The sequence below is a fragment of the Saccharothrix sp. ST-888 genome, from assembly GCF_000955975.1.
Lineage (GTDB): Bacteria > Actinomycetota > Actinomycetes > Streptomycetales > Streptomycetaceae > Kitasatospora.
Genome location: NZ_JYJF01000028.1, coordinates 50,269 through 64,638 on the forward strand (window position 1 = coordinate 50,269; position 14,370 = coordinate 64,638).

Here is a 14,370-nt window from a genome sequence, read left to right on the forward strand (position 1 = left end):
CTCCCCGAACGAGGGAGTTCGCTCGCTCCTGCCGGCGCCATGATCGTAATTTGAGCGCTCCGGAGGGGTGATCGACGTCCGCACGGCGCGGGCGGCAGCGAGATCTGTCCGCCCCTGCCGGGGAAGGACGGATCTGTGCGCACCCCACCAGCCTCCCGCCGACACCCCTCTGCCCGGAACCCGCACCCCAGGGGGCTGACCGGGCTGGGAGTCGCCCTCGCCGTCCTGGCGGGCTGCGCCGGGCTCGTCGCCGCGCCGCCCGCCGGTACGGCCGCCGGGCCCGGGCGGGCGGCCGGCCGGGCCGAACCGCCGCAGCGCGTCCTGCTGGAGCTCGACACCGAACCCGCGGCCGCCGCCTGGCGCCGGGCCGAGAGCTCGGCGCGGCGGGCCGAGCGCTCGCCGGCCGAGGTCCGCCGGGCCGCCGCCGAGGCCGGGGCCGGGCAGCGCCGCCGCGCCGACCGGGCGCTGGACCGGGTGGGCGGTGCCGTCCGCCGGGCCGCCCCCGGCGCCCGCGAGCTCTACCGCACGCACACCCTGCTCACCGGCATCGCGGTGACCGCGCCGCCCGCCCAACTGGCCGCGCTGCGGCGGCTGCCCGGGGTCAGGGCGGTCCATCCGATCACCCTCAAGCAGCGCTCCAACGGGTACTCCGTCCCGCTCACCGGCGCGCCCGCCCTCTGGTCGGGCACCGCCGGGCTGCCGGGCAACACCGGCGAGGGGGTGAGGATCGGCATCATCGACTCCGGGATCGACTACACCCACGCGGACTTCGGCGGTCCCGGCACCGAGCAGGCGTTCCGCTCGGTGGACGGTGCCAAGCCCGCCCCCGCCGGGCTCTTCCCCAGCGCCAAGGTGGTCGGCGGCAAGGACCTGGTCGGCGACGACTACGACCCCGACCCCTCCGCCGAGCACCCGCAGCCCGTGCCGCACCCCGACGACAACCCGATCGACTGCATCGCCAACGGCCACGGCACCCATGTCGCGGGCACCGCCGCAGGCCTCGGCGTCACCTCGGCAGGGCGGACCTACCCCGGTCCCTACCGGCCGGGCCTCGACCCGGCCGGCTTCAAGGTCGGGCCCGGCGCGGCCCCCGGCGCCAAGCTGTACGCGATCCGGGTCTTCGGCTGCGAGGGCTCCACCGACCAGCTCGCCCAGGCCCTCGACCTCGCCGCCGACCCCGACGGGAACGGGGACCTGACGGACCGGCTGGACGTGGTCAACCTCTCCCTCGGCGACCGCTTCGGCGGCCCGGACGACGCCGACGCGATCGCCGCCGACCGGCTGGCCGGGCTCGGGACCGTGGTGGTCGCCGCGATCGGCAACGAGGGCGACGTGTACGGCATCGGCGGCAGCCCCGGCACCGCCGCGCGCGCCGTCGCGGTGGCCGCCGCGGTGGATCCGCACGGTGACGCGGACGGTGTCCGGGTGCTCGCCCCGCAGGCCCTGGCCGGGCTGGTCCCGGCGCACTGGAGCGCCAAGTACCTCGGCTGGTCCACCCAGGAGGTCGACGCCGAACTCGCCCTGCCCGCCGACCAGTCGGACGGCTGCACACCGTTCGGTGCGGCCGACGCCGAACGGCTGCGCGGCAAGGTCGCCGTGCTGTCCTGGCGGACCAAGGACGCCGACCGGGCCTGCGGCTCCGCGCTGCGGGCGGACCACGCGGCGGCGGCCGGCGCGGTCGGTGCGCTCTTCGCCGCCGACGGCGACCACCTCGGCGAACTCGCCGGTGACGACCGGATCCCCGTCGCGATCCTGGCGAAGGAGGACGGCGACCGGCTGGTCCGGGCCATGGGCGCCGGTCCGGTCAGGGTCCAACTGGCCACCAAGGGAAACCCGTTGCACGGCGCGGTGGCCCAGGACCAGCCGCAGCGCGCCGACACCCTCACCTCCTTCACCTCGCGCGGCATCGGCCTGCCGGGCCTGGTGAAGCCGGACCTCGCGGCGCCCGGCGAGACCATCTGGTCGGCCAAGGCGGGGAGCGGCAGCGGCGGTATGCGCGAGGACGGCACCTCGATGGCCACCCCGCACATCGCCGGGCTCGCCGCCCTGGTCCGCGCCGCCCACCCCGGCTGGACGGCGGCCGAGGTCAAAGCGGCGCTGATGAACACCGCGGGCGACACCTGGCTCGGCGACAACCACACCGGCCCGGTGTACGGGCCCGAGCGCGCGGGCGCCGGACGGGTCCGGGCGGACCAGGCCGTGCGGACGCCCGCGGTGGCGTACGCGGCGGGGGAGGGGGCGGTGGAGGGCGCGGTCGGCGTCTCCTTCGGTCCGGTGCCCGTGACCGGCCCGACCTCGCTCCGCCGGGAGGTGGAGATCCGCAACTTCTCGTCCCGGCCGGTCGACTACGCCACCGGCTACCAGTCGTCCACCGAAGTCCCCGGCGCCTCCTTCGAGATGACGCCTGATCAGGTCACGGTGCCGGCCGAGGGGAGCACCAGGGTCACCGTCACGCTGCACGTTCCCGGACAGCTCGGGCGGACGCCCGACCCGACCATCGACCTGCTCCAGGCGGGGCGGGCCCGCAGCTACCGGGCCGAGCTCTCCGGGCGGCTGCTGCTCACACCCGCCGACGGGCAGCTGCCCGCGCTGCGGGTGCCGCTGTTCGCCGCGCCGCGCCCGGCCTCCGAACTGTCCGCCGGGGCGCAGGTCCGCGCCTCGCAGTCCAGCACCCTGCTGGCCCTGAACGGCGCCGCCGCCCCGGTCGAGGGCGGCGGCGGGCTGGTCAGCGCCTTCACCTTCGGCGGGGCGGGCACCCGCTGGCCCACCTGCCCGGACGGGGCCACCGATGCCCTGCACCAGGAGGGCGAGCAGACGCCGGGTGCCAAGGACACGGGGCCGTGCGTCACCAGCGACGGCGACCGGGCGGCCGACCTGCGGTACGCCGGTGCGGCCACCGACGCCGCGGCCTCCGGCGGCACGCTCTACCTGGCCGCGGCCTTCTGGGCCCCGGCGGCCACCCCGGTCGGCAACTTCGCGGTCCGGGCCTCGCTGGACACCGACGGGGACGGCGTCACCGATGCGGTCGTGGTCGCCGACCGGCTGCCCGGCAGCGACGTCCTGGTGGCCCGCACCCTGGATGCCAGGACCGGCAAGGAGCTGGACGTCCAGCCACTGAACGCCCGTTGGGGCGACACCGACACCGGCCTGCTGGACAGCGACGCGGTGGTGCTGCCGGTCCGGCTGGCGACGCTGCCCCGGCTGAAGCAGAGCGCCGCGGGGATCCGCTACGGACTGTGGACCGGCTTCGCCACCGGCGGCCTGCCCAGTGCGCTGGACGCGCTCTCCTCGATCGGCATGGACGGCGAGAAGCCGACCCTGGGCATCGACGTGCTGCACCCGGCCCTGGACGTCCGCAGCGGGGTCGGCGGCCCTGCCGCGGTCCTGGCGCAGGAGCAGCCGGGCAGCGTCCTGGAGCTGCGCCGCACCGCGGGCGACCGCTCCAGGCTGCTACTTGTCCACCACCTCAACCGGGACGGCAGCCGCGTTCAGCTGGTCGACCCGCACTGAGCCGTCCCGCCCGGCCGGGGCGGGCTCCCCGGCCCGCCCGGTCAGGATGATCTTCGACAGCACGAAGGTGATCGGGATCGCGACCACCGAAGCCACCAGTGGCGCGATCCTGCTGTCCAGGTGCAGCCACTGGACCAGGGCGACCACCCCGAAGCTCTGCACCAGGTAGTTGGTGATGTTGGGCAGCGGGAAGAGCAGGAACTTCTTCCAGGTCGGCCTGGTCCGGTAGGTGAAGTAGGTGTGCAGGAAGAACGACCCGACCATGCTGAGCAGGAAGGCCGCGGTGAACGCCGCGAAGTACGGCATGAAGGGATGGAGCGCGAGGTAGAGCAGGTAGAAGGTCGCGGTGTTGGCGGCGCCGACCAGGCCGAACCTGACGATCTGCCAGAGCTGGGGCTTCACCGCTCCTCCTCCGGGGAGCCCTGGGAGCCCCGGTAGCCCTCGGCCTTGAAGGTCGCCCGGGGCGCGTTGGTCTCCTTGACCAGGAAGTGCGGGCGGCGCTTGGTCTCGTAGTAGATCCGGCCGATGTACTCGCCGATCAGTCCGAGCATCACCATCTGCAGACCGCCGAGGCCGACTATGGCCACGATCAGGGTGACGTAGCCGGGGGAGTCGATGCCGTCGACCAGGGCCACTCCGGTGATCCACGCCGCGTACAGCACGGCCAGGCCGACCAGGACGAGGCCGAGGTAGATGGCGATCCGCAGCGGGCGGTTGTTGAAGGAGATCAGGCCGTCCATGCCGTAGTTCAGCAGGGCGCCGAACCGCCACTTGGTCTCGCCGGCCTCGCGGGCCACGTTGTTGTAGTCGAAGGTGACGGTGTCGAAGCCGATCCAGGAGAACAGGCCCTTGGAGAAGCGGTTGTACTCCGGCAGCGAGAGCAGCGCGTCCACGGCCTTGCGGGAGAGCAGCCGGAAGTCGCCGACGCCGTCCTCGATCTCGACGTCCACCCACTTGTTGATCAGCTGGTAGTAGAGCCGGCTGGCGGCGCTGCGGACGGCCTTGTCGCCCTCGCGGGTGCGGCGGGCGATCACCTGGTCGTGGCCGCGGTCGTAGAGCTCCAGCATCCGCTCGATCAGCTCCGGCGGGTGCTGGAGGTCGGCGTCCATCAGCACCACGGCGTCGCCGGTGGCCTCGCGGAGGCCGGCCAGCATGCCGGCCTCCTTGCCGAAGTTGCGGCTGAAGGACACGTACCGGGTGCTGCCCGGGTGCTCGGCGGCCAGCCTGCGCAGGTGCTCCAGGGTGTGGTCGCTGCTGCCGTCGTCCACGTAGCAGAGCTCGTAGTCGATCGACAGTTCGTCCAGGTTGGCACGGATCGACCTGTCGAAGAGATCGATCACGTCTTCTTCGTTGTAGCAGGGGACAACGACCGACAGTCGCACGGGCTCACCTCCGGTAGTGGGCACACAGGGCGGCTGATCGCACGACCATATTTGTCCCGATAATCACGTAGATGGTACCGGGGTGACCGGCTCTTCCGCGTGGTGCCTGCGCCGCAGCCTAGCGGTGACGGCCACCCCGGCCAGGACCGCAAGGCCGACCCCGCCGACCGCCAGGCCGGCGGTCAGGCCGGGCGTGCGGTAGGTGCAGGAGATGCGCGAGGCGCCGCTGCCGAGCGGCACCCCGATCATCCCGAGGACGGACTGCACGGGGTGCTCGGCGCCGCCGTCCACCGAGCACTGCCAGCCGGTGACGGCGGGCACCGCGACCAGCGCGGTACCGCTCGACCCGGCGGGCAGCTCGGCACTCAGGGTGTGCCCGCCCGAGCTGACCGCGGTGGCGCCCTTGAGCCCGCCGAGTGCCCTGGTGAGCGCGGCCTGGTCGAAGCAGCCGACGGGTGCGGCCGGGATCTGGGCGGCGGCCGGGGCGCGCAGCTGCACCTGGACCCTGCCGTCCGCGCCGACCGGGCCGAGCGCCCTGATCGGCATGGCGGTCATCGACTGCCTGCCGTAGCTCTCGTACTTGGCGCCCATGCCCATCACCGTGCCGCCGAACCAGGGCCCGTAGAAGAACGCGGTGGTGCCGGGGGTGCAGCTGCCGGTGAAGGTGGTCCAGGCGCTGCCCCTGGGCGTGGCCGGGACGGACCAGCCGCTGCTGCCGTGCGAGGTCGGCCGGGGCCCGGCGGTCGGGGTCAGCTGCGGGATCTCGTAGACCTTGGCGCCGAGCAGCGACTCCTGGCGGGACCAGACCGAGCCGGTGTCCGGCTTGGCCGAGGGGTGCACGGTGACCAGCGGCGCGGCGGCGGCGTGCTTGGCGGTGAAGCCGTCCGGGTCCGAGCTGCTGTCCAGGTAGGTGGTGACCCCGAACAGCGCCCGGCCGACCGGGTCGGCCGGGCTGAGAGTGTGCCGGCCCTGGATGAACCAGCCCGCGCCGAGGTCGTGCAGCAGCTCGGCGGTGGTGGCCGGGAGGTAGCTGCTGTAGTACGAGCCGCCCTCGCCGGCCAGCAGCATCGGGTCGTTGGAGGCGAACTCGTGCGGGCCCGGGTCGGTCCGGGTCGCGGGCCAGTCGTCGTGCTGCCGGAGCACGTCGTACGCGGCCAGGCTCGGCCCGCTGATGGTGGGCCGGGGGACGAAGAACGGCAGCCGGTCGCGGATCACCGTGGCCGAGTAGGTGGACAGGGTGGTCCCGGCCACCACCCCGAAGGCGAGCACCAGGACGGCGAGCCGACCCACCCGGCGGTCGCCGTGCCACCGGTCGAGTGCCCAGAGGACGGCGAGGGCGAGGGCGCCGCCCGCGCCGACCAGCACCCAGGTCGTCGAGTGGACCGAGCTCCGGTCGTGCCCGACCAGGGCGACCAGCGCGACCACTCCGGCACCGCCGAGCAGGGCGAACAGGTCGGGGCGGCGGGAGAGCGAGACCCAGGCGGCCATCGTCAGCATCCCGCTGAGCACGAAGGCGGCCCGGTAGGGGCTGCCGTTGGGGATCGCCAGACCGTGCCAGAGCAGGATGGTCGGCTCCCAGACGAAGCTGAGCGCGACCAGCAGGAGCAGCGCGTACCAGACCACCCGCTCGCGCACGCCCACCCGCCGGTTGAACGGCAGCGAGGCGACCAGCAGCAGTCCGAGCACGCCGATGAAGATGTTCGGCACGCTCAGGCCGGAGCGTCCGCCGGGCAGCAGCTGGGCGAGGTAGTCGGTGAGTCCGGGCGGGCCGCCGTAGGTGGCCAGTGGCGCGGGCTGGGAGGACTTGCTGGCCTTGAGGCCGACGAACATGACCGGCGCGATCAGCAGCACCCCGGTCACGACCATGCCCGCCGCCCGGCCGAGCACCAGCAGCCTGGCCCGCACCGGGCGGTCGGCGGCCAGTACCACCCGCACCAGCAGCACCAGTCCGGCGCCGATGGTGGCCATCGCACCGGTGTAGAAGTTCCCGGCCCAGGCGACGGCCACGAAGAGCGTGCCCAGCACCCACCGGCGGCCGGCCAGACACCAGTCGCAGGCGATCCCGACCAGCGGCAGCGAGACCAGGCCCCACATCCACATCGGGTCGGGGGAGCCGTCGTTCAGCACCCAGGCGCAGACCCCGTACCCGACGCCGAGCAGCGCGCGCAGCCACGGCGAACCGGGGTGCAGGCGTCCCAGGAAGTACGTCATCACGGCCGCACCGAGGCCGATGCTGAGCAGGGTGACCAGGAAGACCGGGAAGTTCACCGCGTCGCGCGGGAAGAGCCCGACCAGCCAGGAGAACGGGTTCATCAGGTAGGTGAAGAAGTCCGCCAGGAACGGCGCGCCGAAGCCGCTGTTCCAGTTGAAGACCAGGTCACCGGTGGTGTTCCCGTGCTGGAGGTCCCACAGGTGGGCGTGGAAGGGGACGAACTGGTTGCCCAGGTCGTTCACGGCCCGCGAGCGGGCGCCGAACGGATACGTCCCGCGGATCGCCATCGCCAGGCAGTACGCGCCCATCGAGAGAACGGCCGCCAGCGCGGCCGCGCCGAGCTCCGGACTTCTCAGACGTCGGGCGAGGGCGGTGCTCCGGCTCACGGCGTGCGGCTCCTGCCTTCTGCGGGTCGTCTCGATCGGGTTGAGCATAAGCGGCCTCATGGCCGGGCCCCTCAGGGCGCCAGGCCCCACGCGCCGAACGGCTCCACCGCGGCCGAGCGCCGGGCGACGTAGAGCATGCCGTCGCAGCCCACGGCGACGGCGACCGGGAGGCCGTCCCGGTCGGTGGTGACCGACGGGGTACCGGCCAGCAGCGGCCCGGAGTGCTGCCACCCCTGGACTGTGCCGAGGGCGACCCGGCCCTTGCCGTCCCGGACCGCGAGGACGTCCGCGGCGGCCGAGACACGGCCGAAACCACCCGGCGGGGTGGTTTCGGCGACGACCTTCCAGGTGTCGAACGTCGGTTCGTGCTCGGCGGTCAGCACCTTGGCCGACTTGGGCTCGCGGAAGTGCAGCCGCAGCCGGCCGTCCTTGCCCAGCAGGGCGGTGATCGGTCCGCCCGGAACGGGCAGGCCGGTCGGCACGGCCGGACGCAGCGGCCCGCCCGGGGTGTCGCTCATCCAGTGCGCGACGCCCTTGCCGCCCGCGAAGACGTGGGTCAGGCCGTCCGCGTCGAGGGCCGCGCCGATGCCGTCCAGCACGCCCTGGCCGACCCCGGGCGGCAGCGGCAGGGCGTTCCAGCCGCCGTCCAGCAGCCGGACGGCGACGGTGCCCGCGAAGGTGCGGGCGAAGACCTGCACACTGCCGTCCGGGCGGGCCAGGGCGAACGGGTAGCCGAACTCCATCGACTTCACCGCGTCGTCGCCGTCCGGTGCCCCGAGGCTCTCCCAGGGGCTGAAGGGCTGTTCGCCGGGGCCGTCGGAGTTCTGCACGCAGGTGACGATCTCCCGGCGGTGGTCCTGGGGGGTGTACCCGAGCACCGTGCGCACGCCGAACAGCCGCAGCAGCCCGTCGGACTGGCGGATCACCTGCAGCTGGCCCTCCAGGCCGTCACCGGCGATCCGCTGCGGGCCGTGCCAGCCCTTGGCGTCCTCGAACCAGTACGCGGCCGCCCCGTTGAGCAGGGTGAAGGCCATCAGCCAGCCGTCGCCGGTCTGCTGGAGCCACTGGCCGCTGCCCGCGGCGCGGTAGCGGGTGCTCTGCGCCCAGCCGTTGCGCAGCGCGCCCTTGCCGACCTTGCGGTCGCCGCAGCCCGCGGGATCGCCGCAGTCCCGGTCGTCCGCCCACCCGTAGGTGTCGATCAGCCGCGCCTTGCGCTGCACGGTCGGCAGGTCGAGGTTGGCCGGCAGCTCGGCGTTGACGTAGCCGAGGTAGCTCTCCACCGTCGCGGCCCTGGCGCTGCCGTCGCCCCAGTGCTTGGCGAGGGCCGCCTGGGCGAAGTACGCGGAGTAGGTGTGGTCCTGGTGGTCGAGGTAGAGCAGGCCCTGCGGTCTCGGCGGCGCCTTCACGGCGTGGTCCGGGTTGGGGTCGAGGGTGCGGACCACGGTGGGGCGGAAGTGGTCCAGGATGTTCACCAGGGTGTCCACCAGCTGCTCACGGGTGTACGTGGCGCTGGCGGGCAGGCCGCTGCGGGCCGGCGGCAGGGTGGATATCCGCTGCTCCTGGCCCAGCCACAGGCCGCGCAGGCTGTCCGCCCTGGGGGTGCTCACCGCGCGGGCCTCCACCAGTGCGGGGAATATCAGCTGCACATGGGGGGCGGCCTTCAGGGTGTGCTGCTCGACGGCCAGCCCGTCGTGGTAGCTGACCAGCGCCACCTCCCACGGGCTGTTCTCGTCGCCGGTCGCCATCACGGCGTAGGAGGCGGCGAGCCCGTTGATGCGGGCTCTGGTGTACCCGGCCCGGTCCGCGGGGACGCGCTGGTGGCCCGCCTCGCTGTGCAGCACGTTGCGGCCGTCCGACTCGCCGTCGGTCAGACAGACCGTGACGCAGGCGGCGCCGGTGGCGACGGCCTGGTCGAGGTCGGGATTCATGAAGTAGAGGTTGTCGTCCGGGTGGGCGATCACATGGACGAAGGACATCCGCTCCGAACTGCCGGCGATGCCGCTGGCCTGGATCGTGTCCGGCGGCGGCTGGGTGCTGCGGGACTTCGGTGACGTGGAGCGGGTGGCCTCCCACAGTCCGTAACCGGATGCGGGTACTGCCACCATCCCGCCGGCCAGCCATAGTGCACGGCGCCGGCTGATGGGATTGACCATCTGTGATCCCCCGTGAAGAAACCATGAACTCTGGATGGATATTACCGGTTACGCCCGCTTCGTTCGAAACTGCGTGCCACTGCCCCCGCGACACGCGACGTCCGAATAGTGGACGTACAGGTGTCACGAACTGGGACGCGGAGTAGGGTCCGTGACATGTCTCGCAGCCTTCGTCTCGCAGTGATCCCCGGTGACGGCATCGGCCAGGAAGTGGTGGCCGAGGGCCTCAAGGTGCTTGCCGCCGCCCTCCCCTCCGAGGTCAAGGTGGAGACCACCGAGTACGACCTCGGCGCCAGGTTCTACCACCGCACCGGCGAGACCCTGCCGGACAGCGTGCTGGCCGAACTGAAGACCCACGACGCCATCCTGCTCGGGGCCGTCGGCGACCCCAGCGTCCCCTCCGGAGTACTGGAGCGCGGTCTGCTGCTCAAGCTGCGCTTCGCCTTCGACCACCACATCAACCTGCGCCCGGGCAAGCTCCTCCCGGGCGTCACCGGCCCGCTGGCCGGCCGGCCCGAGATCGACTTCGTGGTGGTCCGCGAGGGCACCGAGGGCCCGTACGTCGGCAACGGCGGCACCCTGCGCGCCGGCACCGAGCACGAGGTCGCCACCGAGGTCAGCCTCAACACCGCGTACGGCATCGAGCGGGTGGTCCGCGACGCCTACCGCAGGGCGGCCGCCCGGCCGCGCAAGAAGCTCACCCTGGTCCACAAGAACAACGTGCTGGTCCACGCCGGACACCTGTGGAGCCGGATCTTCCAGCAGGTCGGCCAGGAGTTCCCCGAGGTCACCACCGACTACCTGCACGTCGACGCGGCGACGATCTTCTTCGTCACCCAGCCCGAGCGTTTCGACGTCATCGTGACCGACAACCTCTTCGGCGACATCCTCACCGACCTCGCCGCGGCGATCACCGGCGGCATCGGCCTGGCCGCGAGCGGGAACATCAACCCGACCGGCGAGTTCCCGTCGATGTTCGAGCCGGTCCACGGCTCGGCCCCGGACATCGCCGGACAGGGCAAGGCCGACCCGACCGCCACCGTGCTGTCGGTCGCCATGCTGCTGGAGCACCTCGGCTTCACCGCCGAGGCGGCGAAGGTCGAGGCGGCCGTCGCGGCCGACCTGGCCGAGCGCACCGGCACCAGGACCACCTCCCAGGTCGGCGACGCGCTCGCCGCCCGAGTATCCGGCTGACGGGCCGGAGCACAGATCGGAGCAGCTTGCCAGCTGTTCGGCACGGCCCTCTGGATGCGAGTATCGACAGTGGGCCGTGCCGTCGTGTGTTCGAACACCGGAGGCGGGGCCCGGACCAACCCCACGGTGAAGGACAGACAGACATGAGTACGCCCACCCAGGCGCCCATCACGTTCGAGCTCAAGCCCTCCGCGCACCCGCTGTCCGATGCGGAGCGGCAGGCCCGGCTGGCCAGCCCCGGCTTCGGCCGCGTCTTCACCGACCACATGGTCACCATCCGCTGGACCGAGGGCCGCGGCTGGCACGACGCCCAGCTGGCGCCGTACGCGCCGCTGGAGATCGACCCGGCCAACATGACCCTGCACTACGGCCAGTCGATCTTCGAGGGCCTCAAGGCCTACCGGCAGCAGGACGGCTCCATCGCGACCTTCCGGCCGACCGCCAACGCCGAGCGCTTCCAGGCCTCGGCCCGCCGGCTGGCCATGCCCGAGCTGCCGGTCGAGACCTTCGTCGAGGCCGTCGAGCTGCTGGTCCAGCAGGAGCAGGCGTGGGTGCCCAACGAGCCCGAGCAGAGCCTCTACCTGCGGCCGTTCATGTTCGCCACCGAGGTCGGCCTGGGGGTCCGTCCGGCCAACGAGTACCTCTTCATGATCATCGCCTCCCCGGCCGGCGCCTACTTCCCCGGTGGCGTCAAGCCGGTCTCGGTCTGGCTCTCCGAGGAGTACGTCCGCGCCGCGCCCGGTGGCACCGGCGCCGCCAAGTGCGCCGGCAACTACGCCGCCTCGCTGGTCGCCCAGGCCCAGGCCGCCGAGAAGGGCTGCGACCAGGTCGTCTGGCTCGACGCCGCCGAGCACCGGTGGATCGAGGAGATGGGCGGAATGAACCTCTACTTCGTCTTCGGCGAGGGCAAGGACGCGAAGATCGTCACCCCCGAGCTCTCCGGCGCCCTGCTGCCCGGCATCACCCGTGACTCGCTGCTGCGGATGGCGGCCGACCTCGGCTACGCCGTCGAGGAGCGGAAGATCTCCACCGACGAGTGGAAGCAGGGCAACGCCGACGGCACCCTCACCGAGGTCTTCGCCTGCGGCACCGCCGCCGTCATCACCCCGGTCGGCTCGGTCAAGTCCGCCCGCGCCGACTGGACCGTCGGCAAGGGCGAGCCCGGCGAGATCACCATGGAGCTGCGCCGGACCCTGCTCGCCGTCCAGAGCGGCCAGATCCCGGACACCCACGGCTGGCTGCACCGGATCGTCTGATCCGCGGCCGCGTCCCGCCGGGCGTCCCGGCGGGACGCCCGGCGCTGCCCGCGACACCGCCGCCCGTGCCCCGGCAACCGGCCGGCCTCCCCCGGAATGTTTCGCATCGCGAGACGGAGCGGCCGGATTCCGGATGGTGTGCAAGACTCCGGACGTGTCCTCGCTCTCGCTGATTATTGGCAGCAGGCGCGCCGGTCCGCAGTGACCGCTCCGCAGTGACCCAACTGCGTGGAGCGATCACCGTGTCCAGACCCGCGCGCAGACCTCTCGCACCCGCGAGGGGTCTTTTTGTTTCCCCGGACCGGCCGGGGCCCTCACGAGGGGCTCTGCGACACCGGGAGCGCGCGGGATGGTGGACAGTGGAGCCGGAGAATCCGGCAAAACGACAGAAGTACTCCCGGAAACGGAGAACGCAGGGTCATGACCGAGGCCAGTAGCCGCCCCAACGACAGCTTCCACGTCTTCGACACCACGCTGCGCGACGGCGCCCAGCGCGAGGGGATCAACCTCACCGTCGCCGACAAGCTGACCATCGCCCGGCACCTGGACGAGTTCGGCGTCGGCTTCATCGAGGGCGGCTGGCCGGGCGCCAATCCGCGTGACACCGAGTTCTTCGCCCGCGCCGCCGACGAACTCGACCTCAGGAACGCCGAGCTGGTCGCCTTCGGCGCCACCCGCCGGGCCGGCGGCAAGGCCGCCGAGGATCCGCAGCTGGCCGCCCTGGTCACCTCCGGCGCCTCCGTGATCACGCTGGTCGCCAAGGCCCACGACCGTCACGTCGAGCTGGCGCTGCGCACCACCCTGGACGAGAACCTGGAGATGGTCAGGGACAGCGTGGAGTTCCTGCGCTCCCAGGGCCGCCGGGTGTTCCTCGACTGCGAGCACTTCTTCGACGGCTACCGCGCCAACCGCGAGTACGCCCTCGCGGTGGTCCGCACCGCCCACCAGGCCGGCGCCGACGTGGTCGTCCTCTGCGACACCAACGGCGGGATGCTGCCCGCGGGCGTCCGCGAGATCGTCGCCGACGTCCTGGAGAAGACCGGCGCCCGGCTCGGCATCCACGCCCAGGACGACACCGGCTGCGCCGTCGCCAACACGCTGGCCGCGGTGGACGCCGGGGCCACCCACGTCCAGTGCACCGCGAACGGCTACGGCGAGCGGGTCGGCAACGCCAACCTCTTCCCGGTGGTCGGCGCACTGGAGCTCAAGTACGACCGGCGGGTCCTGCCCGAGGGCCGGCTGGCCGAGATGACCCGGATCTCGCACGCCATCGCCGAGGTCGTCAACCTGACCCCCTCCACCCACCAGCCCTACGTCGGCCTCTCCGCCTTCGCCCACAAGGCCGGGCTGCACGCCTCCGCGATCAAGGTCGACCCGGACCTCTACCAGCACATCGACCCCGAACAGGTCGGCAACACCATGCGGATGCTGGTCTCCGACATGGCCGGCCGGGCCTCCGTGGAGCTCAAGGGCAAGGAGCTCGGCTACGACCTCTCCGCCGACCGCGACCTGGTCGGCCGGGTGGTCGCCAAGGTCAAGGAGCAGGAGAGCCTCGGCTACACCTACGAGGCCGCCGACGCCTCCTTCGAACTGCTGCTCAGGGACGAGGCCAAGGGCCGCCGGGAGCGCTTCTTCACCCTGGAGTCCTGGCGGACCATCAGCGAGCAGCTGACGGACGGCAACGCGGGCAACGAGGCCACGGTCAAGCTCTGGGCCAAGGGCGAGCGCCGGATCGCCACCGGCGAGGGCAACGGACCGGTGGACGCGCTGGACAAGGCGCTGCGTACGGCACTTGAGCACATCTACCCGCAGCTGGCCCGGATGGAGCTGGTGGACTACAAGGTCCGCATCCTGGAGGGCCAGCACGGGACGGGCTCCAAGACCCGGGTGCTGATCGAGTCCGGCGACGCCACGTCGACCTGGTCCACGGTCGGCGTCGCCGACAACGTGATCGCCGCCTCCTGGCGGGCACTTGAGGACGCGTACACCTACGGTCTGCTGCGGGCCGGGCTCGACCCGTCGGAGAGCTGACGGGACGACCGAAGCGGCCCGCGGATCAACCGATCCACGGGCCGCTTCGGTGCGGGTTCGGACCGACCGGCGGACGGGGGCGGCGGCGCGTGCCGACGGCTGTCGCCCGGAGCCGCTCCGTCACCCACCCCCATGAGCCGGTCGGTCTCAGCGCAGTCGGGCGAGGAGGGCGTGCTCGACGAGGGTGATGAGGGCGCTTTTGGCGCTGTCGCGTCGGCGGGCGTCCAGGGTGATGACGGGGGTGTC

8 protein-coding genes are annotated in these 14,370 nt (G+C 72.6%); 4 read left to right on the forward strand and 4 right to left on the reverse strand.

Translation table 11 applies throughout. The annotated features are described in order from the left end of the window. Window positions 1-135 precede the first annotated feature (135 nt). Complete coding sequence (locus UK12_RS12470; RefSeq protein ID WP_052681828.1) at window positions 136-3,510, forward strand: S8 family serine peptidase; 3,375 nt, start codon at window positions 136-138, stop codon at window positions 3,508-3,510. On the opposite strand, the gene UK12_RS12475 is transcribed toward UK12_RS12470, so the two are convergent. From UK12_RS12475 to UK12_RS12490, 4 genes are all read right to left on the reverse strand, one after another. Further along, window positions 3,451-3,912 carry a GtrA family protein gene (locus tag UK12_RS12475; RefSeq protein WP_045302938.1) on the reverse strand — a complete coding sequence of 154 codons (462 nt, stop codon included), beginning with the start codon at window positions 3,910-3,912 and terminating at the stop codon, window positions 3,451-3,453. The two genes, UK12_RS12470 and UK12_RS12475, sit on opposite strands and share 60 nt — an antisense overlap. Continuing rightward, the gene (locus tag UK12_RS12480) at window positions 3,909-4,892 is read right to left on the reverse strand and encodes a glycosyltransferase family 2 protein (RefSeq protein ID WP_045302940.1); all 984 of its coding nucleotides are present in this window, start codon (window positions 4,890-4,892) and stop codon (window positions 3,909-3,911) included. Before UK12_RS12480 ends, UK12_RS12475 begins: the two co-directional genes overlap by 4 nt. A gap of 63 nt (window positions 4,893-4,955) precedes the next feature. Next, window positions 4,956-7,490, reverse strand: a complete 2,535-nt coding sequence (locus tag UK12_RS12485; RefSeq protein ID WP_197084793.1) for a YfhO family protein — start codon at window positions 7,488-7,490, stop codon at window positions 4,956-4,958. Between the two features lie 71 nt (window positions 7,491-7,561). Next, window positions 7,562-9,595, reverse strand: a complete 2,034-nt coding sequence (locus UK12_RS12490; protein ID WP_197084794.1) for a PIG-L family deacetylase — start codon at window positions 9,593-9,595, stop codon at window positions 7,562-7,564. Window positions 9,596-9,799: 204 nt separating this feature from the next. Between UK12_RS12490 and UK12_RS12495 the strand changes: the two genes are divergently transcribed. The 3 genes from UK12_RS12495 to cimA all read left to right on the forward strand — a co-directional run bounded on the left by UK12_RS12495 (window position 9,800) and on the right by cimA (window position 14,124). After that, window positions 9,800-10,837: a 3-isopropylmalate dehydrogenase gene (locus UK12_RS12495; protein WP_045302944.1), complete on the forward strand. Its 1,038-nt coding sequence runs from the start codon at window positions 9,800-9,802 to the stop codon at window positions 10,835-10,837. A gap of 143 nt (window positions 10,838-10,980) precedes the next feature. Beyond that, entirely contained in the window at window positions 10,981-12,093 is a 1,113-nt protein-coding gene (locus UK12_RS12500; RefSeq protein ID WP_045302946.1) for a branched-chain amino acid aminotransferase, read from the forward strand. A gap of 420 nt (window positions 12,094-12,513) precedes the next feature. Then, on the forward strand, window positions 12,514-14,124 hold the full coding sequence (gene cimA, locus UK12_RS12505) for a citramalate synthase (protein ID WP_045302948.1): 1,611 nt from the start codon (window positions 12,514-12,516) through the stop codon (window positions 14,122-14,124). The last annotated feature ends 246 nt before the right edge of the window (window positions 14,125-14,370 follow it).